At 45.8% G+C, this 24266-nt stretch carries 20 protein-coding genes; 8 read left to right on the forward strand and 12 right to left on the reverse strand.

Annotation, left to right across the window (positions count from 1 at the left end):
- Nucleotides 1-11: 11 nt before the first annotated feature.
- Both B9A32_RS14835 and B9A32_RS14840 read left to right on the forward strand, forming a co-directional pair.
- Nucleotides 12-1223 carry an ABC transporter substrate-binding protein gene (locus B9A32_RS14835; protein ID WP_084070234.1) on the forward strand — a complete coding sequence of 404 codons (1212 nt, stop codon included), beginning with the start codon at nt 12-14 and terminating at the stop codon, nt 1221-1223.
- Between the two features lie 175 nt (nt 1224-1398).
- Nucleotides 1399-3489: an ATP-binding protein gene (locus tag B9A32_RS14840; protein WP_084070235.1), complete on the forward strand. Its 2091-nt coding sequence runs from the start codon at nt 1399-1401 to the stop codon at nt 3487-3489.
- Nucleotides 3490-3574: 85 nt separating this feature from the next.
- Here B9A32_RS14840 and B9A32_RS22385 read toward each other — a convergent pair whose 3' ends face one another.
- From B9A32_RS22385 to hybA, 3 genes are read right to left on the reverse strand one after another with little or no spacing between them, the layout of a single operon-like run.
- Nucleotides 3575-5590 (reverse strand): tetrathionate reductase family octaheme c-type cytochrome, encoded by a 2016-nt coding sequence (locus B9A32_RS22385; RefSeq protein WP_408607041.1) that lies wholly within the window; start codon nt 5588-5590, stop codon nt 3575-3577.
- A gap of 11 nt (nt 5591-5601) precedes the next feature.
- The gene (nrfD, locus tag B9A32_RS14850; RefSeq protein ID WP_084070236.1) at nt 5602-6804 is read right to left on the reverse strand and encodes an NrfD/PsrC family molybdoenzyme membrane anchor subunit; all 1203 of its coding nucleotides are present in this window, start codon (nt 6802-6804) and stop codon (nt 5602-5604) included.
- Nucleotides 6794-7717, reverse strand: a complete 924-nt coding sequence (gene hybA / locus B9A32_RS14855; RefSeq protein WP_084070237.1) for a hydrogenase 2 operon protein HybA — start codon at nt 7715-7717, stop codon at nt 6794-6796. The genes nrfD and hybA overlap by 11 nt, the downstream gene beginning before the upstream one ends.
- Nucleotides 7718-8043: 326 nt before the next feature.
- Between hybA and B9A32_RS14860 the strand changes: the two genes are divergently transcribed.
- Both B9A32_RS14860 and B9A32_RS14865 read left to right on the forward strand, forming a co-directional pair.
- Nucleotides 8044-9450: a sigma-54 interaction domain-containing protein gene (locus B9A32_RS14860; protein WP_084070238.1), complete on the forward strand. Its 1407-nt coding sequence runs from the start codon at nt 8044-8046 to the stop codon at nt 9448-9450.
- A 14-nt stretch (nt 9451-9464) separates the two neighbouring features.
- Entirely contained in the window at nt 9465-10388 is a 924-nt protein-coding gene (locus B9A32_RS14865; protein WP_084070239.1) for a DMT family transporter, read from the forward strand.
- A gap of 37 nt (nt 10389-10425) precedes the next feature.
- Here B9A32_RS14865 and B9A32_RS14870 read toward each other — a convergent pair whose 3' ends face one another.
- From B9A32_RS14870 to B9A32_RS14890, 5 genes are all read right to left on the reverse strand, one after another.
- The gene (locus B9A32_RS14870) at nt 10426-11055 is read right to left on the reverse strand and encodes a response regulator (RefSeq protein ID WP_084070240.1); all 630 of its coding nucleotides are present in this window, start codon (nt 11053-11055) and stop codon (nt 10426-10428) included.
- A 3-nt stretch (nt 11056-11058) separates the two neighbouring features.
- Entirely contained in the window at nt 11059-12768 is a 1710-nt protein-coding gene (locus B9A32_RS14875) for a histidine kinase dimerization/phosphoacceptor domain -containing protein (protein ID WP_139795846.1), read from the reverse strand.
- A 124-nt stretch (nt 12769-12892) separates the two neighbouring features.
- Nucleotides 12893-14668: a substrate-binding domain-containing protein gene (locus B9A32_RS14880; protein ID WP_084070242.1), complete on the reverse strand. Its 1776-nt coding sequence runs from the start codon at nt 14666-14668 to the stop codon at nt 12893-12895.
- Nucleotides 14669-15202: 534 nt separating this feature from the next.
- Complete coding sequence (gene rocD, locus B9A32_RS14885) at nt 15203-16405, reverse strand: ornithine--oxo-acid transaminase (RefSeq protein ID WP_084070243.1); 1203 nt, start codon at nt 16403-16405, stop codon at nt 15203-15205.
- A gap of 318 nt (nt 16406-16723) precedes the next feature.
- Complete coding sequence (locus B9A32_RS14890) at nt 16724-17956, reverse strand: GAF and HD-GYP domain-containing protein (protein WP_232367180.1); 1233 nt, start codon at nt 17954-17956, stop codon at nt 16724-16726.
- A gap of 362 nt (nt 17957-18318) precedes the next feature.
- On the opposite strand from B9A32_RS14890, the gene B9A32_RS14895 reads away from it, so the two are divergent.
- The 4 genes from B9A32_RS14895 to prxU all read left to right on the forward strand — a co-directional run bounded on the left by B9A32_RS14895 (nt 18319) and on the right by prxU (nt 21355).
- A complete protein-coding gene (locus B9A32_RS14895) occupies nt 18319-19461 on the forward strand; it encodes an NAD(P)/FAD-dependent oxidoreductase (protein WP_084070244.1) in 1143 nt (380 codons plus the stop codon).
- Between the two features lie 3 nt (nt 19462-19464).
- Nucleotides 19465-20043 (forward strand): rubrerythrin, encoded by a 579-nt coding sequence (rbr, locus tag B9A32_RS14900; RefSeq protein WP_084070245.1) that lies wholly within the window; start codon nt 19465-19467, stop codon nt 20041-20043.
- 41 nt (nt 20044-20084) lie between these two features.
- Nucleotides 20085-20459 (forward strand): desulfoferrodoxin, encoded by a 375-nt coding sequence (locus B9A32_RS14905; RefSeq protein WP_084070246.1) that lies wholly within the window; start codon nt 20085-20087, stop codon nt 20457-20459.
- A 173-nt stretch (nt 20460-20632) separates the two neighbouring features.
- Nucleotides 20633-21355: a thioredoxin-dependent peroxiredoxin gene (gene prxU, locus B9A32_RS22170; RefSeq protein ID WP_232367181.1), complete on the forward strand. Its 723-nt coding sequence runs from the start codon at nt 20633-20635 to the stop codon at nt 21353-21355.
- A 431-nt stretch (nt 21356-21786) separates the two neighbouring features.
- Here the strand turns inward: prxU and B9A32_RS14920 are convergent, their stop codons facing one another.
- From B9A32_RS14920 to B9A32_RS14935, 4 genes are all read right to left on the reverse strand, one after another.
- A complete protein-coding gene (locus B9A32_RS14920; protein ID WP_084070249.1) occupies nt 21787-22134 on the reverse strand; it encodes a DsrE family protein in 348 nt (115 codons plus the stop codon).
- A 36-nt stretch (nt 22135-22170) separates the two neighbouring features.
- Entirely contained in the window at nt 22171-22641 is a 471-nt protein-coding gene (locus B9A32_RS14925) for a ferritin-like domain-containing protein (protein WP_084070250.1), read from the reverse strand.
- A gap of 248 nt (nt 22642-22889) precedes the next feature.
- Nucleotides 22890-24083 carry an FprA family A-type flavoprotein gene (locus B9A32_RS14930; RefSeq protein ID WP_084070251.1) on the reverse strand — a complete coding sequence of 398 codons (1194 nt, stop codon included), beginning with the start codon at nt 24081-24083 and terminating at the stop codon, nt 22890-22892.
- A gap of 12 nt (nt 24084-24095) precedes the next feature.
- Nucleotides 24096-24254, reverse strand: coding sequence for a rubredoxin (locus B9A32_RS14935; RefSeq protein WP_084070252.1), 159 nt, complete (start codon nt 24252-24254; stop codon nt 24096-24098).
- Nucleotides 24255-24266: the final 12 nt, after the last annotated feature.

Below are 24266 nucleotides of genomic sequence, written 5' to 3' on the forward strand. Positions count from 1 at the left end.
GGAGAATTATCATGGCACTTAAAAATCCCCTTGCTCCTTTTTTGTTCAAAATACTTATACCGACATGGGTGCTGATCCATTTGACTTTCATTGCCCCTCCCCCGGCCCTGACCAATGAAAAAACAATAAAAATTGCCGCCATCTTCTCATTGAGTGGTGGTGCCGCCACTTCCAATGCCCCATCTATCCAGGGAATAAGATCTGCTGTCCAAACCCTCAACAAACAAGGCGGCCTGCTGGGCAAAAAAATTCAACTCATGGAAATCGATAACCAAAGCACCCCCATCGGTTCCAGTGTGGCAGCAGAAAAAGCAGTCCGCCTCGGGGCCGTTGCCATCATCGGTTGTAACTGGAGCTCCCATTCCCTGGCAGTGGCAAAGGTGGCACAGCGGGAGGGCATTCCCATGATCAGCAACATATCCACCCACCCGGATGTCACCCTCACCGGGAATTATATTTTTCGTGTCTGTTTCACCGATATCATACAGGGCAAAGCCATGGCCAGCTTTGCCAGAAAAACCCTCAAGGCCCGGACAGGGATTTTATTGGTAAATCTAAACAGTAATTATGGGATTGTTCTGTCAGAACAGTTCAAACGTTATTTTGAATCATCAGGCGGTTCCATATTAAGTCGCCTGGAATATAAAAACAATTCAGATCTGCATCATTTTCAGCAACTGGTTGAGCGGGTCAAAAAATCAAAACCCAATGTGGTATTTATCCCCGGTTTTGTGGAAAGCGGGATCATCATCCGAGAAATGTCCAGGACCGGAGTCACCGCCATTCCCCTGGGTGGAGACGGGTGGGGGTTTGATGATTTTTTTAAAGCAGGGGGCTCGGAACTCAAGCAGGGATATTATTGCACCCATTGGTCCCGACAGGATAGTTCCCCCCGCTCCCTTGAATATCTTGCCCGGAGACAAAATAAAAATGATGTCTGGGCCGCAGAAGTCCTTGCAGTGGATGCCATAAACCTTCTTGCCCATGCCGTCAACCAGGCTGGCACGACCACCGACGGTTCAAAAATCAGAGAAGCCCTTTCACAAGTTCAGGATTTTAAAGGAATCACTGGAACCATTTCCTTTGACAAAAATGGAGATCCCATTAAAGATGTAATCATCATGGGAATTCGCAATGGATGCCCCCTTTTTCAGTCCCGTTTCAATCCAGATAAAAATAGAAAAAGCCGGGCACTTATAAACGCTGCGGATAAAATGCTATAACCGCCACGGGCGGACCGTATTCTGATCCGGTTCTGCCCAAAACAAAGCTTGAAAGACGCCTCTGATTGAATGCGAACACCGAAAGTTGAGTAAAAAAAAGCCAAAGCAAAAGGACGCAACAGCGTCTGCCATAAAAAATTAACATGGCCAACAAACTAAAAAACGGAGAAGTTCATTGAAGCTCAGCAGTCTCAGAATCAAGATCAGTGCAGCCATAATGGTAACCGTTTTTTTTATTTCATTGAGTATTGCAGCCCTTCTTTATCCATTTGAAAAAGAACGTCGCCACACCCACCTCAAAAATATTCATGTGCTTTTAACTGCTGTTTTCAATCAAAAAGAAGACCAAATTGCCAATGAGATTTACGCCGATCAAAAAGAGGCGTTGGTGATTTCTCTCAAAGAACTCAAGAAAATCGAAAAAATATCACATATATTGCTTTATAATACCAAGGGCCAAGTGATGACATCCACAGGGCCCGGGGCTGACATCCTGAAACTCTTTGCCACAATTGATCTCAATGCCATTGAATCCGCAGCGGAATTCAGCCGATTGAAATACATGGAAAACCACTACGCCAATTTTTTTTCACCCATTGAAGTCATTGGCGTACATGTGGGGTACATACGAATTTTATATAGTTTAAATGCCTTTGAAAAAGAATCCCAAATGGTTGTTTTTTTCTTTGGTATTCTTTTTTTTGTTCTTCTTGTGATTATCATCTGTCTTAATATGTTTTTAAGTCATTGCGTCATCCTGCCCACCTCCCGGCTTCGTGATGCCATGGGACAACTACAAACAGGGGAACTTGGTACTCAAGTTTCCATATCCTCCCGGGATGAAATTGGCCAGATGGCATCTGCCTTTAACGAGATGTCCCAGATGCTTTATGAGCAAAAAGAAAAATTGACAAGGGCTATTACCGCCAAAGACACCTATGCGTTAAAGCTTAAAAAAAGTAATGCAGCCCTTGAATTATTGAACAAGAACCTGGAAACCAGGGTCCGGGAGCGCACCGCCGAGCTCAGTAAGAGCAACCGCCATTTACAGGAGGAAATAGATGAGCGCCAGCGGGCCTACAGGGAAAAGCGTGAGCTTGAAAAGCGTCTGGATCGTTCAAAGAAAATGGAAACATTGGGTCTGCTTGCCGGAGGAGTGGCCCATGATCTGAACAATGTTCTTTCGGGAATTGTCAGTTACCCGGACCTGCTTTTACTGGATCTCTCCCCGGATGATCCCGGTTATGGTCCCATCATGACCATCAAAAATTCCGGCCAAAAAGCAGCGGCCATTGTCCAGGATCTTCTGACCCTGACCAGAAGGGGGGTTATCTGCAATGAAGTGGTGAACGTAAACGCCATTATATCAGAATATTTTACTTCACCGGAGCATCAGCGATTGATATTGTTTCACAGCAATATTACCGTGGAGGTGCTGCTCCAGGAGGATCTGTTTAACATCCAAGGATCTCCACTTCATTTAAAGAAAACTGTCATGAATTTAGTTTCCAATGCTGCAGAAGCCCAACCGGACGGCGGCAGTATTCAGGTATCCACCTACAATCGATATGTGGACAAACCCATCCAGGGATACCAGCTGATTAAAGAAGGTGATTATGTCATATTAGAAGTAAAAGACCACGGCATGGGCATTTCTGAACATGACCGGGAAAAAATATTCGAACCCTTTTATACAAAAAAAATCATGGGCCGCAGCGGCACAGGGCTTGGCATGGCCGTGGTCTGGGGAACCATCCAGGATCACCGGGGCTACATCAATATTAAGAGTGAATTAAACCGTGGAACCACCTTTGAACTGTTTTTCCCCATCACAAGAAAGCATTCAGCAAAGCAGGAAGACATACCATCTCTGGCCTCCCACATGGGAAACAGGGAAAGAATATTGATCATTGATGATGTAAAGGAGCAGGTGGAAATTGCCACAATGATACTGAAAAAGCTCAATTATACCCCAGTATCCGTATCCAGTGGAGAAAAAGCTGTTAAATACCTGGAAAGCCATTGCGTGGATCTGTTGATCCTGGATATGATCATGGCACCCGGTATGGACGGTCTTGAAACCTATAAAAAAATAATTGAAACACATCCCGGTCAAAAGGCGCTCATCGTATCCGGTTATGCGGAAAACCACCGGGTAAAAACCCTTCAGCAACTGGGGGCCGGTCCATACATAAAAAAGCCCTATACCATTGAAAAGCTGGGCCGGGCCATTAAAGATGAGCTATTGAGAAGAGAGCCAATTTAAAAATATTTTCATTTTCATCTAAAAAAAAAATGACAATTCCCTGAAAAGTTCCAGGAAATTGTCATTTACTGCTGATGATTTAAATTTATTCCCGGGGCATTTTGTCTCCATACCCCATGGGCAGCTTCTTGAACCGACCGCCATGGATAATGGGGTCCCCTTCATACCCCAGCGCCTTAAAGTCAATGTAATCCGTGGTATCTTTGAGATGACTCACATCCCTGCCCTTGGACATCATAAAACTGAAATCCGTTCCTTTTTGGGCAATGGCTTTAAAGTCCACGTCCCGATTGTCCTGGTGGCAGCGGTTGCAGGTTTTTTCTTCCTTAAGGCTTTCATGGCACTGCACACAGGACAACGCCATGTTTGCGGGCATCACCTCGTGTTCCAGACGCCAATACATCCAGGTTTCCACCCATTTAAAGGTGCCGCTGTAATCGAGATTTACGGCCTGCATGCCATCGGTGAAGGCCTTTTCCCAATCAAGATTTTTCCAATACGCAGTCTTGTCTTCTTTATTTCTGGGAAACAGATGGGGAATTAAAAAATAATCATTTTCCGCATCAACGGCCTGGACCCCCTTCATGATCTTAAACGGCGTGATTTTGGATGAGGGATCTTTGATGGAACCCACAGGATCAGTTAAATTAATCACCGGGGCATGAATATCCACTTTCTGTCCCATGAGAACCCGCTCCATGTAACCGTCATACCAGGCATAGGTGGGCTTGGGGGATTCCTTCCATTTAAATTCACCTTTTTTCCAATGATAGTCGGGCTGACCGTACTTGTCTTTTTTGGGTTTTCGTTTTTTGTCCCCGGCCTTGGACCAGTCCCACCAGGTTTTGGTGGGTTTGCACTTGGCATACACCGGTGAATGACAGGTGTTGCAGTCAATGGTTTTACAATGTTTATTCAAATGATGATCCAGCAGGCTGCCGCAATAGTGGGGGGTATCAGAGTGGCAGTCCCGGCAGGAGACGGCCCCTTCCGATGCCGGGACAGAAGAACTTCTTCCGGCGATTTTATGGTTCCGGGTCTTGTGACACTCGGCACAGGAGAAATCATATCCCCCCATGTGAACATCACAGTTTCTGTCAGGTGTTAACAGCTGCCGGGAAAGGTCAGCATGCTTAATGGCATCCCCGCCCCCGCCGTTAAAATGACAGGAACCGCAGCTGGCACGGCTGGAGTGGCCTACGTTCTGGGCCACAAATTTTAAATCCACATCCTTGGCAGGCATCCCTGCGCCCGGAGGGGCTTTTTTATAGGTGCCGGTGGTGTCGTGGCACACCAGACAGTCCATTTTAGTTTTATCTGTAAAATCAAATGATGCATCTTTCCATCCATAACCTGCATGACAACTTGTGCAACGAGCCTCGTTGCTGATGGGGCTGATTCAGTAGTTGTTCAGAGCCGTGGTGCCCTTGCCGTGCTGGATGTCCTTTCGATGCTTCACCGTAAAAGGCGATGGCCCTTTCCAGAGCCAGTGGGCTGTGGTGAGCATGTCCTCTGCCTGGGCATCATGGCACCGCCGGCACTCTGCCGTCACCTGGAACGGATCTGCGTCATCAGGAAGCTTTACCAGTTCCTTGTGATCCGGCACATTTTTCAAATGACACCCGGTGCAGTTCACCGGACCCTTGGCTTCTTGTTTATGACAGGCCATGCACTGCTGGTGAAAGGCAGCTTTCAGGCCCAGGCGTTGGGGGTTATCCGCTTTAAAGGCTTCCTGGTGACAGGCGGAACAGCGGGTGGTTTCTGACATGCTTTCATCTTTGGGACGATAGTGATGGCAGGCTGTGCAGTCACCGATAAGTGCCGCATGGCGTTTGTGGGCAAACCGCACCGGGCCGTAATGATCTTCCCGGGCCTTTATTATTGGACTTTCCAGATGAAAATAGGTGGTTTCAACATCTTTGATGTCAATACCCTTATCCAGCAGGCATACCCTTCTTAAGACCTTGCAGTCATCTTTGACCGCATCCACAAAGGGCACCAGCTCCTTTGCCCGCTCCTTTGCCTTTTCCTGATCCGGGGCCTTCCACACCTCGGCACTGCAAAGGCAGGCCCCAAGCATGACAACACCGGCCCATACCATTATTTTTCTAATCATACAGAGACCTCCCGGGAACCGGACAACACCGGCAGAAAAGTAACAACAAAACGATAGATGAACATCAATGTGGCAATGAGTCCGGCTGTAACCAGAAATTCCCCGGGGGCCGGGAAATAATTAGAGTGACTCACCGGCGGTGAGTAGGCCACAATAAACACATTGATGCGATTCAAGGCAACGCCCCCCACAATCAGGGAACAGGCCGTGAACAAGAGAGAACGGGACTGCCGCACCCGAAGGGAAAGCAGCATGCACCAGGGGACAATGACCCCAAGGATAATCTCTATTAAAAAGGCATTGGTCTGATAGGTCCCGTCCAGCAGATATACCCAGGTGCCCCGGACCATCATATCCCCCAGTTTCAGGGCCATATAGGTTCCCAGGGTAAAAATGGTGATGCGGATAAGGGGGGTTAGAATTTCCATTTCATCGGCCAGGCCCATGGAAGTGGTGGCCAGGGTGGTCTCAAAAACCACCATGGGGTATCCCACGGAAAACGCCGATGTTAAAAACAGCAACGGCAGGATGGGGGTGTACCACAATGGATGAATCTTTGTGGGGGCAATGAGCATAAGTGACCCAAGGCTGGATTGATGCATGCACGACAATACCACCCCTGCAATGATGAAGATCCACATGAACTTATCCAGGAGGCGGTCCGCAAATTGCAATAGAAACTCCAGGGGCCGATTCAATAATGCCAGTGTCCCCGGAAGTCTTACACTGTTTTTAAACTGTTCTGCCACAATGGGTAAAAATTCAATGTAGAGCACATTAAGATAAAACATCACGCACATGGCCACTTCAAAGAGCACGGAGTTGGGGTTCCAGTTAAACATGGGCTTCCATATGGCCCAGGAACGGCCAATGTCCACCATGAGCCCCAACACCACAAAGGTGTATCCCAGCACCGCTGTCAACAGGGCCGGTCGGGTCACAGGCTCGTAGGCATGGCGCCCGAAAATATGGGCCAGGGCCGCAGTGGTGAATCCACCTGCTGCCAGGGCAACGCCGGTGGCCACATCCACCCCCACCCACAATCCCCAGGGACGGGCCGTGGAAAGGTTGGAAACATAGCCGATGCCCCCGGTAAAGCGGGCAATAACGGCCACGGCCCCTGCCGCCATAAAGGCCAGCATCACATAGACACCCGGGGTCCAGAATTTTTTATTCACCGGTCGGGGATTATGCGTCATGGCGGGCCTCCTTGTCTTTTCCATGGACATTCTTTTTTTCATTTCGGCGCATAATTCCTCCCAGCACACCAAACAAAAGAATGGGGGACCATAGATAACTGAACAATCCATGCTGGATGGTTTCGGCTAATTTAGGGGTGGGCCGGTCCGGCAGGGAGGGAAAGCCCAGATCCTCAAAGGGCTCTGAAGAGATATAGATCCATGAGGTTCCCCCAACTTCCTTTTCACCGTAAATGTGATTCACATATTTGCCAGGATTGTCTTTAAGACGTTGTTTTGCAAGCGCCATGACGGTATCCCGACGACCAAAGGTGATGGCCTCCACCGGACAGATCTGTGCACATCCGGGAAGGCCGTTTTCCTTGGAAATTCTCTCAAAACAAAAAGTGCATTTCATCACCCGGGGGGTGACGGGATCATGGTATTCATAGGCAGGAATCTCAAAGGGACAGGCCACCATGCAGTAGCGACAGCCAATGCACTTACCCACATCATAGTAAACACTGCCGTTTTCTTTTTTGGTCAAGGCCCCCACAATGCAGGCAGAGGCACAGGCCGGATCCTGGCAATGCATGCACTGAAGTTTTACAAAGGTAGGCACCAGTTGATCATGGGTGTCCAGTGTACCGGGAAAATAGCGGTTGACAACGGTGTAAGATTTTTCATGGGGACGGCGCCTGGTGTCCAGCACCGTTGGATCGTCAAATGAAATCTCCGGTGCCGGTAATCCATTTACTCGGTTGCAGGCCTCTTCACACTTACGGCAGCCAATGCAGCGGGTGAGATCCACCAGACACCCAAAGGCATCCGGCGGTGCGGCCGATTCCCATGCACGGGCCCCGGCTGCCGGGGTCATTGCCGTTGCACCGGCAGCCCCCATCACCTTAAAAAAACCACGTCTGTTAATGTTCATCTTCTCTCCTGTTTCAATGGGGATAGTCAAACGTGCCGCCCAGGGGTATTTGTATTTGGATACCCTTCCCAATGGGCCATGGCACGGGCTCCGGCTTGTGTGGCAACAACTTCCATGAAAGGCCGGTGTCATCAGAACTTAGCTCTACCTGTAATCATATCAGCAACAGTTATGCCGTAATTTTTATATTGCATCTTTAATTTTTCAACCATTTGATCTAACAAATAATTTTTATTTCAACGTTTCAATTATTTTTTAGTTGACTGTTTAAATTCCCTGTTTTAATCAACAGGTGTTTAAACACATGATCAAACAACAGGAGATCCATGAACATAAAAGAGATTAATCAATACTGGGAAAAGATTATCAATACCATGAACGACGGTTTAATGGTGGTGGCACCGGACTGTAGCATCCTCATGGTGAACAGCGCCTTTGAGCAGATGACAGGATACACCTCCAAAGAAATCACTGGACAATCCTGCAAGATACTGGAGTGTGACGCCTGTGAGAGCACCCTTATTAAAACAGATGACACCAGTTCATGCAGGCTCTTCAGACCCGGCCAAACCGACATCAAGCGATGCCGATGCCACGCCCTGTGCAAAGACGGCACATTTTTACCCATTTTAAAGAATGCCTCTATTTTAAGGGATGATCACGGCACTGCCATGGGAGTGGTGGAAACCCTCACTGATATTTCTGAACTGACCCGCCTGGACCGCCAGGTGCACCAGCTGGAGCGCCAGGTACACCTGGAAAAAGGATTTTACGGTATACTGGGAAATTCCCGGGCCATGCGCAATGTGTTTGACCTGATAGAAAAAGCGGCAGAAAGCAATGCCCCGGTGATCATTCTGGGAGAAAGCGGCACAGGAAAAGAACTGGTGGCCAATGCCATCCACATGTGCAGCAGCCGCAAACAGCAGCCTTTTATCAAACTTAACTGCGCAGCCCTCAATGAATCGTTGCTGGAAAGTGAACTCTTCGGGCATGTTAAAGGCGCCTTCACCGGTGCCCACACCCGTCGCACGGGCAGATTTGAAGCGGCCCACGGCGGCAGTTTTTTTCTGGATGAAATCGGAGATGCCCCCCTGTCCATACAGACCAAGCTGTTACGGGTGCTGGAAAGCGGTCAATTCGAAGCGGTGGGGGACGTCAATCCAACATCAGTTGATGTGCGCATCATTACCGCCACCAACCAGGATCTCAACGCCATGATCTCCCGGCGGCTGTTCCGAGAAGATCTTTTTTTCCGCATCAATGTCATCCCCATACATCTTCCCCCCCTTCGCCATCGAACAGAAGAGATTCCCCTTCTGGTGAACACATTTATCCATAGACTCAACAGCCAAAGCGAAAAAACCATCATTGGTTTAACCCCCCATGCCATGGAGCGGTTCATGGCCTATGAGTGGCCCGGTAATATCCGGGAGCTGAAAAACGCCCTGGAGTATGCCTATGTCATCACAGAAAAGGACAGCATTCATGCCGATCATCTTCCCCGGCAGATACAAAAAAAGAGCAAAATCACCCGGCAGGCGACCTTAAAAAGAACTCATAAAAACATATCCCTCCCCAGAAACAATGAAAAAGAGGCATTGGTGGCCGCATTAAAAACCACCGGAGGTAATCAGAGCCAGGCCGCCCGGATACTTGGCATCAATCGGGTGACGGTGTGGAATCGCATGAAAAAGTATGGTATTGATCTGCAAAAAATTATTACCCAGTAAAATCGGAGATATCCATGCCCCATAATCAACTGTTAACCCCGGATCAGGCCATGCTCAGAACCACCCTGGGGGCCACCATGATCAGCTTTTCTGCCGTGTGGGTCAAGCTTGCCCATGTTACCCCCACAGCCTCTGCTTTTTACCGGGTTTTTCTGGGTGGAATATTTCTGACGTGCTTTATGCTGATGCGGAAACAACGCATGGCAAAAAAGGATCTATTTTCAGGTTTGTCCATGCTGGCGGGGATTTTTTTTGCCCTGGATTTATATGTCTGGCACTTGAGCATTCAGTATGTGGGGCCTGGGCTGGCCACCATTTTGAGTAATTTTCAGGTATTTATGGTTCCGCTGGCAGGGTTGCTTCTTTATGGGGAAGCATTGAATATACGGTTTATCTTATCTGTGCCCCTGGCAGTGGCAGGCCTTTTCATGATCATTGGCATACCGTGGGAGATGCTTTCCCCGGATTACCACATGGGAATATGGTATGGCTTTCTCACCGCAGTTTTTTACACAGGCTTTTTAATCGTGCTGCGTAAACTCCAATCCCACAACTCCAGACCTTCGGCTGCTCTTAATCTCATGGTGATCTCTTTTGCCACGGCAGCCTTTCTTGCCCTGGAAATGGTTCGTACCCATGATACCTTTGCCGTTCCAGATATTAAAAGCGCACTTGCATTGATGGGTCTGGGACTCATGAGTCAAACCGTGGGCTGGCTGTTCATCACCCGATCTTTGCCCCGGATTCCAGCTGCTGTTGCCGGGCTCATTCTGCTGCTCCAGCCCTCCCTTGCCTTTGTCTGGGACGTCCTTTTTTTCCACCGGGAAACCTCACCCATGGCGTGGTGCGGCGTGGCCCTTTCATTGTCTTCCATCTATCTTGGGTCCACCAGCGGTAAAAGTTCGCCCCGTTCATCTGAACTGAAATCCAAAGCTTGACCGGCAATCAATAGCCCCGTAAGTCCGTCCCCGGCGGTTATTCTATATCCTTATCTTTCATTGCAATATACCAATCTTCATCGCCATAAAGCTTATCAGAGCATTCGGGGCAAAGACTATGGCTGATTTGTGCGGTTGAATGTTCTTGAATGTAGGATTCTATCTGATTCCAGTACCCATTGTCATCCCTGATTTTTTTACAGGAAGTACATACGGGCAAAAGACCGTGCAATGTTTTTACTTCAGCCAAGGCCTTTTGCAGGTCAGCCACCAACTGTTCCTGCTTTGTCTCCATTTTATGCTTATAGGTGGCCATCTCAATGGCTATTCTTAACTCTCGATCATTAAACGGTTTAATCACATAGCCATAAGGTTCTGTTATCTTAGCTCTTTCAAGGGTGTCTTCATCAGCATATGCAGTAAGATACACAATGGGGATGTTGAATAAAGAACGTATTTGCATGGCAGCTTCAATCCCATCCATTTTTCCCTTTAAAATGATATCCATCAACACTAAATCCGGATTTTCCTGTTCAAGTTTTTTAATGGCAGCCTCACCGGATGACACAATGGCACAGACAAGATACCCCATATTCTCCAGACTTGCCTGGATATCTTTGGCAATAATAAATTCATCCTCAACAATAAGAACGCTTGCAGTTTCCATATTCTATATCCTGGCCTTTCCGCTGAAATTTTTAAATATGATTCGAATTTGGGTGCCTATGTTCCGGGTGAATTCAATTTTTCCGGTAAGCTGATGTTCCACAAGTCCGGTGATCAATTGCAATCCAAATGTTTCAGCAGTTCTAATGTCAAAATTTTCCGGCATACCAATACCATTATCACCTATTAACAATTCTATTGAATCTTTGTCAGCCCATTGGGCAGTTATAAAAATAAGGCCCCCTTCATCAGCAGGAAACGCATATTTCAAAGCATTGGTTACCAGTTCATTAACAATTAATCCGCAAGGTATTGCCACGTCAATGCCCAGGGTAATATTGTCAATATCAATCTCTGCCCGTATTGTCCTGGATTTTTGTTTGTAAGAACGCATCAAACAGTTTAGCAAATTTTTGATATACAGTCCAAAATCAATACTGGACAGATCCTTAGATTCATAAAGCTGCTGATGAATAAGGGCCATGGAGGTTATCCTATCCTGACTGTCTTTAAACAATGCCGCTGATTGTTCATCCCTGGTCTGATTTGCCTGAAATTTTAACAAGCTTGAAATAATTTGAAGGTTATTTTTCACACGATGATGGATCTCTTTCAGCAAACTGTCCTTTTCTTTTAAAGATTTTGTCAGCAGGGTATTGGCAACGGTTAGATCCGATGTACGATGTTGCACTATGCGTTCCAGGTGTTCCCGGTGACCCTTTAATTCTTTTTCACTGGCAGCAAGTTGAAAAACCTTTTTTTCAAGTGCATTTTGATAGCTCAGCAGCGCCTCATTGTTTGTTTGAATGGTATCCAGCATCTCATTGAAAGCCAAACCCAATTGTACAATCTCATCCTTTTTATTTCCATGGTATTCAAATCGAGATAAAATATTTTTATTTTCAACTTCCTTCATCACATTGGCCATGGATCTTATGGGATAAATAATTTCCCTTGCTATTATCAAAAGAATAAACAAAAAAACGGCAATACTGAGGGTACTTGAAACAAGAAAAATTTTATTCAATTTTTCCCTGCTTTTACCGGTTTCCAACAGTTTTAATTTCAGTATATCTTGGGCTTCCCTGGAAATATTTTCCATAAGGTCCATCAGATGCACAGTGATCACATCAAAACCTTGGTCAATTGAGTTCATTTTTTCTTCCAACTCAAAATCTTTAACCAACAACCCCTTGAAATTATAAATATATCCCTGCATACGAGGATCAATGAGCCGGGCCTGCAAAAGTTTACTCTCAATATAATCCACAACCAGCAGAAGGGCCTGGTATTCGGATTTCCTTGTATCAATCCGGTAAGTTGTTAAAAAATGAGTTAAATTAAACAAAGGTTTCAAAAGAGATGTCTGATTGCTTCTTAAAACATTGGACGTCAAGGATTGGTAGGCCGTATCGATCCTTGTCCTGTTCAATCTTTGATCGGTCTTATACTGGACATTTTGATTGAACGCTTCTTCATATCTGGCAAGGCTTTGTAAAATCAGGTTTATTTTTTCATTTATAGAGGCTTGGGGTTGCATATTGGATATTTTTAATATGCGTTTTCTAAACTGCTCTATAATGATTCCAAATTTTTTATCGGCATTAGGTTGTCGGCGCAACAGAACAGATTTTTCCCAAAAACGCATCTCGTAAAACAGATCATGAAGTGTCCGGATGTCCCTTTCAAAGACAACCGCCTCCTCAACCTGCATTGTGTGGTGGTTTTGCACACGTAAGAAAACGGCCAATATACCGTATTCCAGGACGAACAAAAAAACCAGAACCCCAGCGATGGCGTAAAACTTACTGTTAACCGTATGAAACAAACCCAAACTCCTATTTGGAAATCACGGAGAGATCAACAAAGAGCTTTGGTTTTACTTTTTCCCCCCGAAAATATCGAACTGCGGTTTCAATGGATAATTTACCCATGAGCTCAGGTTGCTGGGCAATTGTGGCGTTAAGCTCATCTTGATGAATTGCCTTTTTTGCCTCAGGCAGGGCATCAAAACCGATGAGAAGCGGGGAATGGCCATAATTAAATTTTTTAAGCGCATCAATGACACCCAGGATCATGTCGTCGTTATGGGCAAAAACCGCATCAAACCCCTCACCGCCCTGTAGAATGCGCAGCATCACTTCCCGGGCTTCTTTCCGATCAAAATTAGCAACATCGCGGGCGACAACCTTGATTTGGGGGTATTTCTGAAGTTCTTTATTGAATCCGACCCCCCTTTCATAACAGGCAGACGTGCCTGGGATGCCTTCAATCTCGATAACCCTGGCACCCTCTTTAAAATACCGGGCTAAGATCTCGGCAGCCATCCTGCCCCCTTCCACATTATCAGATTCAATGTGGCAAAGAATCTTCCCCCCAGACGTTTTTCTATCAACTGAAATAATGGGGACAGCTTTTTTGTTTGCCATTCCTATGCCCGGCATTACCGATTCCGTATTGGTGGGGTTAACCATCAGGATATCAACATCCTGTTCCAACAAGTCAACGATATCAGATAGTTGCTGAGAATCACTGTTCTGGGCATCTTTAACAATAAGCGTTAATCCATATAAATCTGCGGCTTCCTGTGCTCCCTTCAGCAGGGTTAAAAAAAAAGAGGTTTGTAAAGTGGAAACAGACAAACCAATGGTTTTGTTAAAGGATTCATGGGTTATTAAATCAAGACTCGTTGATTTGTAAAAAGAAATTTTTTGATCATTTAAGGCTTGCCACGCCAATTGCACACCATATTCCCCCATTTGTTCCGGATGTTGCTCTATTGTGGCGTGAATGCGCCCATTGTGCATGTGATCCCGTGCCAATTCAATATTATCATATCCTGCCAAAAGAGTGGTTCCAGTAAGCCCCATGATGTCTATGGCCTGTAAAGCACCAAGTGCCATTTGATCGTTGGCACAAAAAATAGCGTTAATATTTTTATGTTTTTTGAGTAAACCAGTCGTAACAAATAAAGCTTCATCTGTGTGCCAGTTTGCGCTCTCAGAGCCCACAATCCGGATCTTACTGTCCCGTGTGACGGTTTCTATAAAGCCGTTTTTGCGCAACTCTGCATTTTCAACACCCCGAATCCCTTCAATCACGATGAGATCCCCCTGTCCGTCCAGCTTTTTCTTGATATACGTTCCAACCATGCCAGCCCCGGTGTAATTATCAGATCCCACAAAGGGAATGGAAATTCCCATTTGCTTCATGGTCTTCTTATGCAGAGGGTTATCAATATTAATGACTATAATATTCTTTTCCATGGCTTTTTTGCAAATGGGAACCAATTTTTTTGAGTCAGCCGGTGCGATTACAATGGCCCCGTATCCCCTTGAGATAAGATTATCACAAATACCAATCTGCCTTTCAACATCGGTTTCACGCTCAACGCCAAAAACTTCCAAGGGAATATCTTCTTCCATGGCATATTTTTTTGCGCCTTCTTCCATTTTTGAAAAAAAGGGATTGGAAAGCGCTTTCATGACAAGGGCCACGGTTCTTTCATTTCCGGCTTCGGCATGGGGCAGAAAAAAAATGAAATGAAAAACAAAAGAAAGAAAGACCGCCACAAATGAAATTCTAATTTTTTTTATGTACTTTTCTATTTTCATAATCACATCCTAAAACGCAAATATGGTATTTTTATACTCAGCAGGCCGAATGGGTTTTTATATTAACTCAACTTTCGGGCTTCATTTCAAAGCCGGCATTTTTAAATGTACCCATGGGGTCAGTGTGCCGACGGGATCAGGCTTTTGTTATTGATGTTATCGACCAAAGCCTTTGCCAACGAAAAAAGCCTCGATAATGTCAATAACGAAAGCCTGACCCCACCACGAAATGCGAACACCGAAAGTTGAAATATTAAAAAGCAGGTACTGGTTCTGGGTACTGGGTATTGAGTTCTGGGCTCTGGGCTCCAACAGTGACAATTTTCTCATTATTCGTTGTGTTCGTCAGGAGGTACCCGTTTATACGAAATACTCCTCAGGTCAGAGGCGTATTCCAAACTTCGTTGTGGGCAAGACCGGATCAAAATACGGTCTGCCCGTAGCAGTTTTATATGAAATACTCCGCAAATATGTGGAAAATTTCTATCTTTGTTGTGGGCGGAGCGGGATCAAAATACGGTCCGCCCGTGGCGGTTATACAGAAAAAGCTGTTTTTATCTTGTCCATGGCCCAGTCTATGTCTTTTTTTGTGATGACCAGTGGGGGGGCAAACCGGATGGTATAAGTATGGGTTTCCTTACACAAAATACCCATGGTCATTAATTTTTCACAAATGGCTCTGGCTCCCCCCGGGGTACCTTCAACAAGCTCAATGGCAATCATCAATCCCCGACCTCTTACCTCTTTTATGGCAGGGGATTTAATCTGCTTTAACTGCCCAAGAAAATAGGCCCCCGTTTCGGCGGCATTTTCAACCATATTTTCCTCCACCAACACCTTGAGGGCCTGCCGAGCCACGGCACAGGCAAGGGGATTCCCCCCAAAGGTGCTGCCGTGCTGCCCCGGTTGAAGAAGGCCCAACACCGCCTCGTTGGAAAGCACCGCAGACACCGGATAAAAACCACCGGAAAGGGCCTTTCCAATAAGGGTGAGGTCGGCCTCAATGCCTTCGTGCTCTTCTGCCAGCATCTTTCCGGTTCTTCCAAGACCTGTCTGGATTTCATCCAGAATAAGAATTACATTGTTCCGGGTACAAATATCACGAACCTGCTTTAAATACCCATCTGGAGGAATGATAACCCCGGCCTCTCCCTGTATGGGTTCCACCATGAAAGCCACAGTGTTGGGGGTGATGGCATCTTCCAGGGCCTTTGCATCCCCAAAGGGAATAATTTTAAATCCCGGGGCAAAGGGACCAAAATTTTTCCGGGCATTGTCATCGGTACTGAATCCAATGATGGCAAGGGTTCTGCCATGAAAATTATCATTACATACAATGATTTCTGCCTGATCTGCCTTCACCCCCTTGGATTCATATCCCCATTTGCGCACACTTTTAATGGCGGTTTCCACAGCCTCTGCACCGGAATTCATGGGCAGCACCTTGTGGGACCGGGTCAGGTGACACAACTCCCGGTACAAAAAGGGAAGTTGATCATTCCTAAAGGCCCGGGAGGTTAAGGTCAGTTGCTCTGCCTGGTCCAGCATGGCCTGTTTGATTTTGGGGTGGGCATGGCCCTGGTTCACTGCTGAATAGGCAGACAGGCAATCCAGGTATTTATTCCCCTCAACGTCCCATACCCAGATGCCTTCTCCCCGGCACAATACAACATCCAGGGGTTTATAGTTTCGGGCACCGAATTTGTCTTCAATATCAATGTATTCTTGTGTTTTCATGGAATTCTCCCTTATTTTTCATATAACCGCCACGGGCAGTTATAGTTAAAGAGGATATTAGGGAGGCAGCAGTTTTTAATTTACCGTGTATCCAATATGCCACCCATAAAATATAGCGGTCTGAGTTTTGTAAATGGTAAACTCAACTTTCGGTGTTCGCATTTCGTGGTGGGGTCAGGCTTTCGTTATTGACATTATCGAGGCTTTTTTCGTTAGCAAAGGCCTTGGTCGATAACATCAATAACAAAAGCCTGACCCCATCGGTACATGGAGTATTTCATATAAAACTGCCACAGGCAGTTATATTTAAAGAGGTGATCAGACGTCTCTATACCGGTCCCGAATGAAATGAATAATATTCATACGTTCAAAAAAAATATCAACCAGCTCTGGATCAAAATGACTTCCCGCATTTTTCCGCATGACGGTGTTCACCCGTCCGTCATCCCATGCCTCTTTATACACCCTCCGGGAGCACAGGGCATCGTAAACATCAGCAACTGCAACGATACGGCCAAACAAAGGAATGTCTTTGCCCTTTTTGATCAATGGTTTTCCATTGGCATCCACCTTGCCGGGAATGGGGGCGTGGGTGTCATCCACATAACCTGGATACCCTGTACCATCCCATCGTTCATGATGGCTTAACGCCACCTCCATGGCATCATCATCGTAATCCGATGCTTTGTTTATAAACAGACGTTTCCCAATACTGGTGTGTGCCTTCATTATTTCATATTCTTCAGGGGTAAGTTTTCCCGGTTTTTTCAAAATAAGGTCGGAAATTCCAACCTTCCCCACATCATGGAGCATGGCCGCAATGCGCAGTCGATCCCTGATCTGATCGATTTTCTTCCTGTCAAGCTTTCGCCGAAGGGCCCACCCTTCATAAATTTCAGTGGCATAGGCTGCCACCCGATTGACATGGGCACCGGTTTCCCTGGGATCCCGAAGCTCAGCCATGTGGACCATGCGCAATAAAATTGTCCGGGTTATCTTTGCCCGCTCCAATGCCATGGATGCCGTGGCTGCAAAATGACACATTATTTTTTCATCTTCCCGGGAAAAGACCGTATCATGCCCCTGAGCATCCCGGGCATTGATAATTTGAAGAATCCCCAAAACCTCGCCATTGAACTGCTTCAGGGGAATGGTGAGCATGGATTTTGTTTGATAATCGGCTTTATGATCAACATGTTCGTTAAAATGATAGGATTTAGATGGATCTATGTGATATACATCTTTTATGTTCATCAATTCCCCAGTAACCGCAACATAGCCAGCAATACTCTCTTTATTAATTTTGATGTAAAAAGATGAGTAAATTAATTTTTCGCCTGACTTCAGCCGTCCCTGTAGGGTATCGTTCTGGGTGAAAGTGATGCGAAGACAGTTTTTTTCCCTGATATAGATGGAACCGGCATCGGCATTGGCCACCATGCGGGCCTTGGTCAGGATATGCTCCATGAGAATATCAAGGTCCTGCACCTGACCGAGTTCTATGCTTAACTCCGTCATTAAATCAATTCTTTCTTGTTCTGTCAGCATCATTAAATGTTCCTTAAATTATTCCTTTTTCAAGGCGAACCCACAACATCCGGTATTCCGGGAAGAGATTTGGAATTATTCAAAATAGGTATCACATTTTGAGCTGACAGAACAAGCGGTAAATTTTCCTTTTTTCCTTGTCCTTTTAATCCTCAAAAGGTTATAATCTGTATCTCAACTTTCCGGGGAGCTCCTGAATATTTAACAAAAGCAATTAAAATAAAAAATTTCAAGCTCACATACAAATCAGGCACCCCACATCAAAATAAATTGAGACATTATATATCTTAGATATTGTCTGGCAGGATACTTGCTTATTTTGAAAGTCATGTCACACTAAAAATTCTAACCTTTAAGGAGGCTCCATGACATCACATCTTATCATCGGCAATGGCGCAGCCGGAACAACGGCGGCGGAACAGATCCGTAAACATGATCCCCATGCCGAAATTACCATGATCACCAAAGAGTCTCTTCCCCTGTACAGCCGTATACGGATTCCAGAATTTTTAAGTGGAAAGATCCAGGAACAGGCCTTAATCATCAAAGACCTCCCATGGCATGAACAACGGAACATAAATCTCATAACTGAGACAATTGTGTCACAAATTAATTATAAAAACAAAACAGCTGTGTCACAAGAGGGGACAACTTTTTCCTATGACACTCTGCTCCTGGCAACGGGGAGCAATTCCTTTATCCCCCCTGTCAAAGGAAGTGATAAAAAAGGCGTATTTACCCTTAGAACCGCAGCCGATGCCAGGGCCCTGGCAGCCATTGACACCAACGAAAAAGAAATGGTGCTCATCGGCGGTGGTCTACTGGGTCTTGAAGCTGCGGCAGCCATGGTCAGCAAAGGCAAACGGGTGACTGTGGTGGAATTTTTTGACCGACTTCTTCCACGGCAACTGGACAATGAAGGGGCAAAAAGATTGCAAGTCCTTCTGGAAAACATGGGATTTGCCTTCAGGCTGGGTGAAATCACCCGGGAAATCTGCGGAAAAGACCGTGTGGAAGGGGTGACGCTTAAATCAGGTGAAACACTCAAGGCACACGCGGTTCTCTTTTCTGCAGGGGTTCGCTCGGAAATGTCCCTGGTGGCAGATTCCGGAATAGAGACAGACCGTGGCATCGTGGTAAATGAACAAATGGAAACATCCCTTACCGGGGTATATGCCGCCGGTGATGTGGCTCAGTTTGACGACATCAATTTCTGCATATGGCCGGAAGCCGTTGAGCAGGGCCGGGTGGCAGGCATAAATATGGCCGGGGGGCAGGCAACCTTTAAGAACATTCCCCCCTCCAATGTTTTAAAAGTGGCAGGTATTGCCCTTGCATCGGCCGGCAATATTGATGTGGAAGGAAAAATGCATTCAGATATTGTGGCCACAGATACAACCTATGAAAAAATTGTCAAAAACGACGACGGCACCATTATTGGGTGTATCATGCTCGGAGATACCACTTCATTTAACAAAATACTGAAACAGATAAAAGGAGATCAATAGATCATGGTAGAATTAAAGGGCACAGAAACAGAAAAGAATCTGCTTAAAGCCTTTGCAGGGGAATCCCAGGCAAGGAATCGGTACAACTATTTTGCAAGCCTTGCCAAAAAAGAAGGGTTTGTGCAGATGGCCCATATCTTTGAAGAGACCGCGAACCAGGAAAAAGAGCACGCCAAACGCCTGTTTAAATTTTTGAAAAGCGGGGAAGAAATTGAAATCACCGCAGCATTTCCAGCCGGAGCCCTCAAGGCCACCGTGGAAAACCTTGAGGCATCTGCAGCCGGTGAGAACTATGAACACACCACCATGTATCCTGAGTTTGCAGAAACCGCAAAAAAAGAAGGATTTGACGCCATTGCCGATGTATTCATGGCCATTGCCGTTGCAGAAAAACAACATGAAAAAAGATTTCTTGATTTAAAGGCCAACATTGAAAATAACAAGGTCTTTAAAAGAGAAACAAGCGTTACATGGCGTTGCCGTAACTGCGGCTACATCCATGAAGGGGACGAAGCACCGGACGTCTGCCCGGCATGTGCCCATGCCAAGGCACATTTCGAGATTCTGGGTGAAAATTACTAAGGGGTCCCCAAAAAAACAATCAACCAATTAAAGGAGGTATCATGGCAGAAAAACTGGGTATTTATAAATGTGAAAAATGTGGCAATATTGTGGAAGTCCTGCATGGATCAAAACCCCCGCTGAGCTGCTGCAATCAACCCATGACATTAATGACTGAAAACACCGTGGACGCAGCCCTGGAAAAACATGTTCCTGTCATTGAAAAAATCCAAGGCGGATATCTTGTAAAGGTGGGAAGTGTTGCCCATCCCATGGAAGAAAAGCACTACATTGAGTGGATTGAACTCAATGCCGAAGGAGTGGTTTACCGAAAATTTCTCAATCCCGGAGACACCCCGGAGGCGACGTTTCTCACAGACGCTGAAAATGTGACAGCCCGGGAATTCTGCAATCTCCATGGATTCTGGAAAGCCTGATCCTACACAGCTGTTTGTGGCCTTAGAGCCTGTTTATAAAATGTTTACCAAGGGTGAATCCATTCTTTTTTTAATCATGGACACACTCTAACTTGCCTCAAATTCTCATTGCATAACAATGGAATATTTTTTAAACAGGCTCTTAATCAAAATTTCCATCAGGAGGTTAAAACATGTCAGAAGAGTTGAACGCCGGATGTGAACGTCCCGCAAGCGGTCCTGTGGAAGATGTCCAGGCTGTTGAGCCCATAAAAGAACTTGATAATCCCATGATCAAGGAGAAAAAAATGATACAAGTCGGTAAGAAAGCCCCTGACTTCACCGCGGCAGGTTATCATAATAACAACTTTGTCAATGTGACACTGTCAGAACACCTGGGCAAATGGGTGGTTCTCTGCTTCTATCCCGGTGATTTTACCTTTGTATGAGCCACTGAAATTTCAGCAGTTGCTGAAAAATACCCTGAATTCCAGAAACTGGGCGTGGAAGTGCTGTCCATGAGCATTGACAGCATGTTTGTCCATAAAATGTGGAATGATCATGAATTATCAAAAATGGTAAAAGATGGGGTTCCCTTTCCCATGCTTTCCGATGCCGGTGGCAAAATAGGTACCCTTTATGGCGTGTATGATCCCGATGCCGGTGTTGAAAACCGGGGACGTTTTCTCATTGACCCCGACGGCATTGTCCAGGGCTTTGAGGTGCTCACACCGCCTGTGGGTCGAAATGTCAGTGAAACCCTTCGACAGATCCAGGCATTTCAGCTGGTCCGGGCCTCTAAGGGTGCTGAAGCAACGCCCTCGGGTTGGAAACCGGGTAAACATGTACTGAATCCCGGCATTGATCTGGTGGGTAAAGTATGGGAGAACTGGACCACAGACATGGCCTTTGATTGATTAAACTGCCAATTTTCTGTAAATATTCAATTTGCTTTGCCATAGTATGCTACGCAGCCCCTAACAGGCGAATATGGGGCACTGTCCAAACATTTACACAGGCAAGCCAAATATTTACAATTTCCTGATGATCAGTTTTATTGACTGAAAGGCCGGATATCATCCGGCCTGACAAAAAAACTGATCATCAAGAATCCGGGGTTGATCATAAGCTGGGCCACTATACGTGAAATAAAATTTTATTGACTTCAAAGTCCTGTAATTACAGCTATTAATTTTCACCTCTAAAATTTTACTACAAAATGGCCCATGTTATGACCAAGCCCAAGAATCTTAAGCCGCCAGTTCTCCAATTTATCAACACACCATGTGTTTTTTGACATTAAAAACATCCCATGCGGTATGGCAAATGAGAACTTTAAAGCCATGGGTTAAAACGTAATAATAACATAACCCAGTTTCTGATACCCGGACATACCCGCATGGCCGGAAAGATCAGCCAAAAGCGGCAGTTCCTGCTCCTTTGCGGCATCCAGAGTTCCCAGCTTCTGTGCACATGCTTTACAGACCCCGTCAATGACACCCACGGCCCGGCATTTTTTCCACAGGCTGTTTAAAGGGTTGCCGGACTTAACAAGTTCCGGCAGCAGTTTAACAGATGCCCCTTCAAGGATCACCTTTACCTCATCCCCTTTTTCGTGCATATCCAATGCATTTAAAAGCACATGGACAAAGCACATGGGATCACCATTAAATACAAATAATGCATTTTGGGCCATGATCTTGTCTCCTGGTTTTGTCAAAGGTGCAATGGATTATTTGGCTTCTGAAAACTTACCGGCCAAAAGCCGTATGTGGGACATCTCTTCTTTGATAATATCTTCCACACGCTGTTTACCGGCAGCACCGGCAACCAGTTCTTTCATGCCAAGATAAAACACAATGGAGTCCTGCTCTGCTTTGATGGCAGCGGAAAGAATCTCTTTCATCTCATTTCCCGGTTCCTCTTTTTTAAAGAAGATTTTTGTGTCAGCCATGGATTTGAGATACAAAACAGCCTCGCCCTGGGGATCAAAAACAAGATCACCTTCTTCTTTTTTCAGATCCGCCTGCATGTCGGCAAAGGTTTTTTCATGCTGATCTTCCATGTCGGCAAGGGTGTTAAGAAATGCCTGTTCCGCTTCTCCACTTACCTTTGCCGCCGCTTTTCTGTAAAAAGCGGCGCCGTTTACCTCAATCTGCTTTGCCATTTCAAAGATTTCATCGGCACTGAAATCATATCCCATTTATTTTCTCCTTTTTTTTTATATGAAACTCCGTCCAAAGCTCTGGAATTATGAGAGTTTCATTTTTCGTTGTGGCTGGTGGTTACAGCCATGTATGTTATATGAAATACTCCGCAAACCGGGGGGGTATTTCAAACTTTGTTGTGGGCGGAGCCGAATCAGAATACGGTCCGCCCGTGGCGGTTATATGAAATATTCGTGTGAAGCACCGGTTTGTAAGCGCTCACAACTTTCATCAAAATGTCACATTAACAGGCATCAAGAATTTTATCTGCAATGGCCTGCCCCATTACAAAGCATTTTTCAAGATCTGCCTCATCCGGCACATATTGAATTTTTAATCCCTCATGTATCACATCCATCTTCATGGCCTCAAATTCACGGTTGAGAATCTTAACAGATTCCCCACTCCAGCCATAGGAACCAAAGGCTGCGGCCATGCGATTCTGGGGCTTCAGGCCCTTGATATAGGTCAACACATCCGCCACCACGGGAAATATACCGTTGTTCAAGGTGGGAGATCCCACCACAAGGGCCTTGGCATCCAGCACTTCGGTCATGATGTCGCTTCTGTGGCATTTTCTTGTATTCATCAAGCGCACATGCACATCCCGGGATTCAATGCCCTTTGCAACTTCCCTTGCCATGGTGGCCGTGCTTTTCCACATGGTATCAAAGATAATAACGGCTTTTTTCACACCGTCCTGTTTACTCCACTCATCGTACCTGGCGATAATAGCGCCGGGATTATCCCGCCAGATCACCCCATGGTCGGGACAGATCATCCCAATCTCAAGTCCCGATTCCTGTACAGATTTCAAGAGCGTCTGAACCCTTGAAGAATAATTGAGCAAAATATTGGCGTAATATTTTGCCGCATGGTCCATGACTTTATCACCAATTTCATCATCAAAGGCACAATCTCCAGCATAGTGCTGGCCAAAGGCATCACTGGAAAAAAGGATTTTATCCTCTTTTACATAGGTGAACATGCTGTCCGGCCAATGGAGCATCTTGGTTTCCATGAAGGCCAGAGTTCGCTTTCCCAAATTCAGCTCTTCCCCGTTGTCAACGGCCCGAAGGTTCAACTTACCGGGAAAATGGCTGTTTAAATTTTTAAGCCCCATTTTGGAACACAAAACAGTTTTCTCTTTGCCAATGCGTTCCATGACAGCTGTGAGGGCGCCTGAGTGATCCATTTCTGTATGGTTACTAATGACAACATCAATGTCAGAAGGATCAATGATTTTGCTTATGTTATCCAGAAGCTCCTGGGCAAACTCCTTTTTAACCGTGTCAATAAGAACATTTTTTTCATCTAAAATCAAAAATGCATTGTAAGAGGTACCTTCATAGGTGGAATACCCATGGAAATCTCTGATATCCCAGTCCCGGCACCCCACAGAATATATACCCGGTGCTATTTCAACAGGCTTAAACATGTTGATATCTCCTTAATCAAGTTTCTCAAAAAACTCTTTTTCCGCACCGCACAGGGGACACACCCAGCTGTCAGGAAGGTCTTCAAAGGCCGTTCCTGCTTCAATACCGTTTTCATAATCACCTTCAGCAGGATCGTATACATAGTCGCAGGGACATTCATATTTACTCATTATTGTTCTCCT

The organism is Desulfocicer vacuolatum DSM 3385, from assembly GCF_900176365.1.
GTDB classification, from domain to species: Bacteria; Desulfobacterota; Desulfobacteria; order Desulfobacterales; family Desulfobacteraceae; genus Desulfocicer; species Desulfocicer vacuolatum.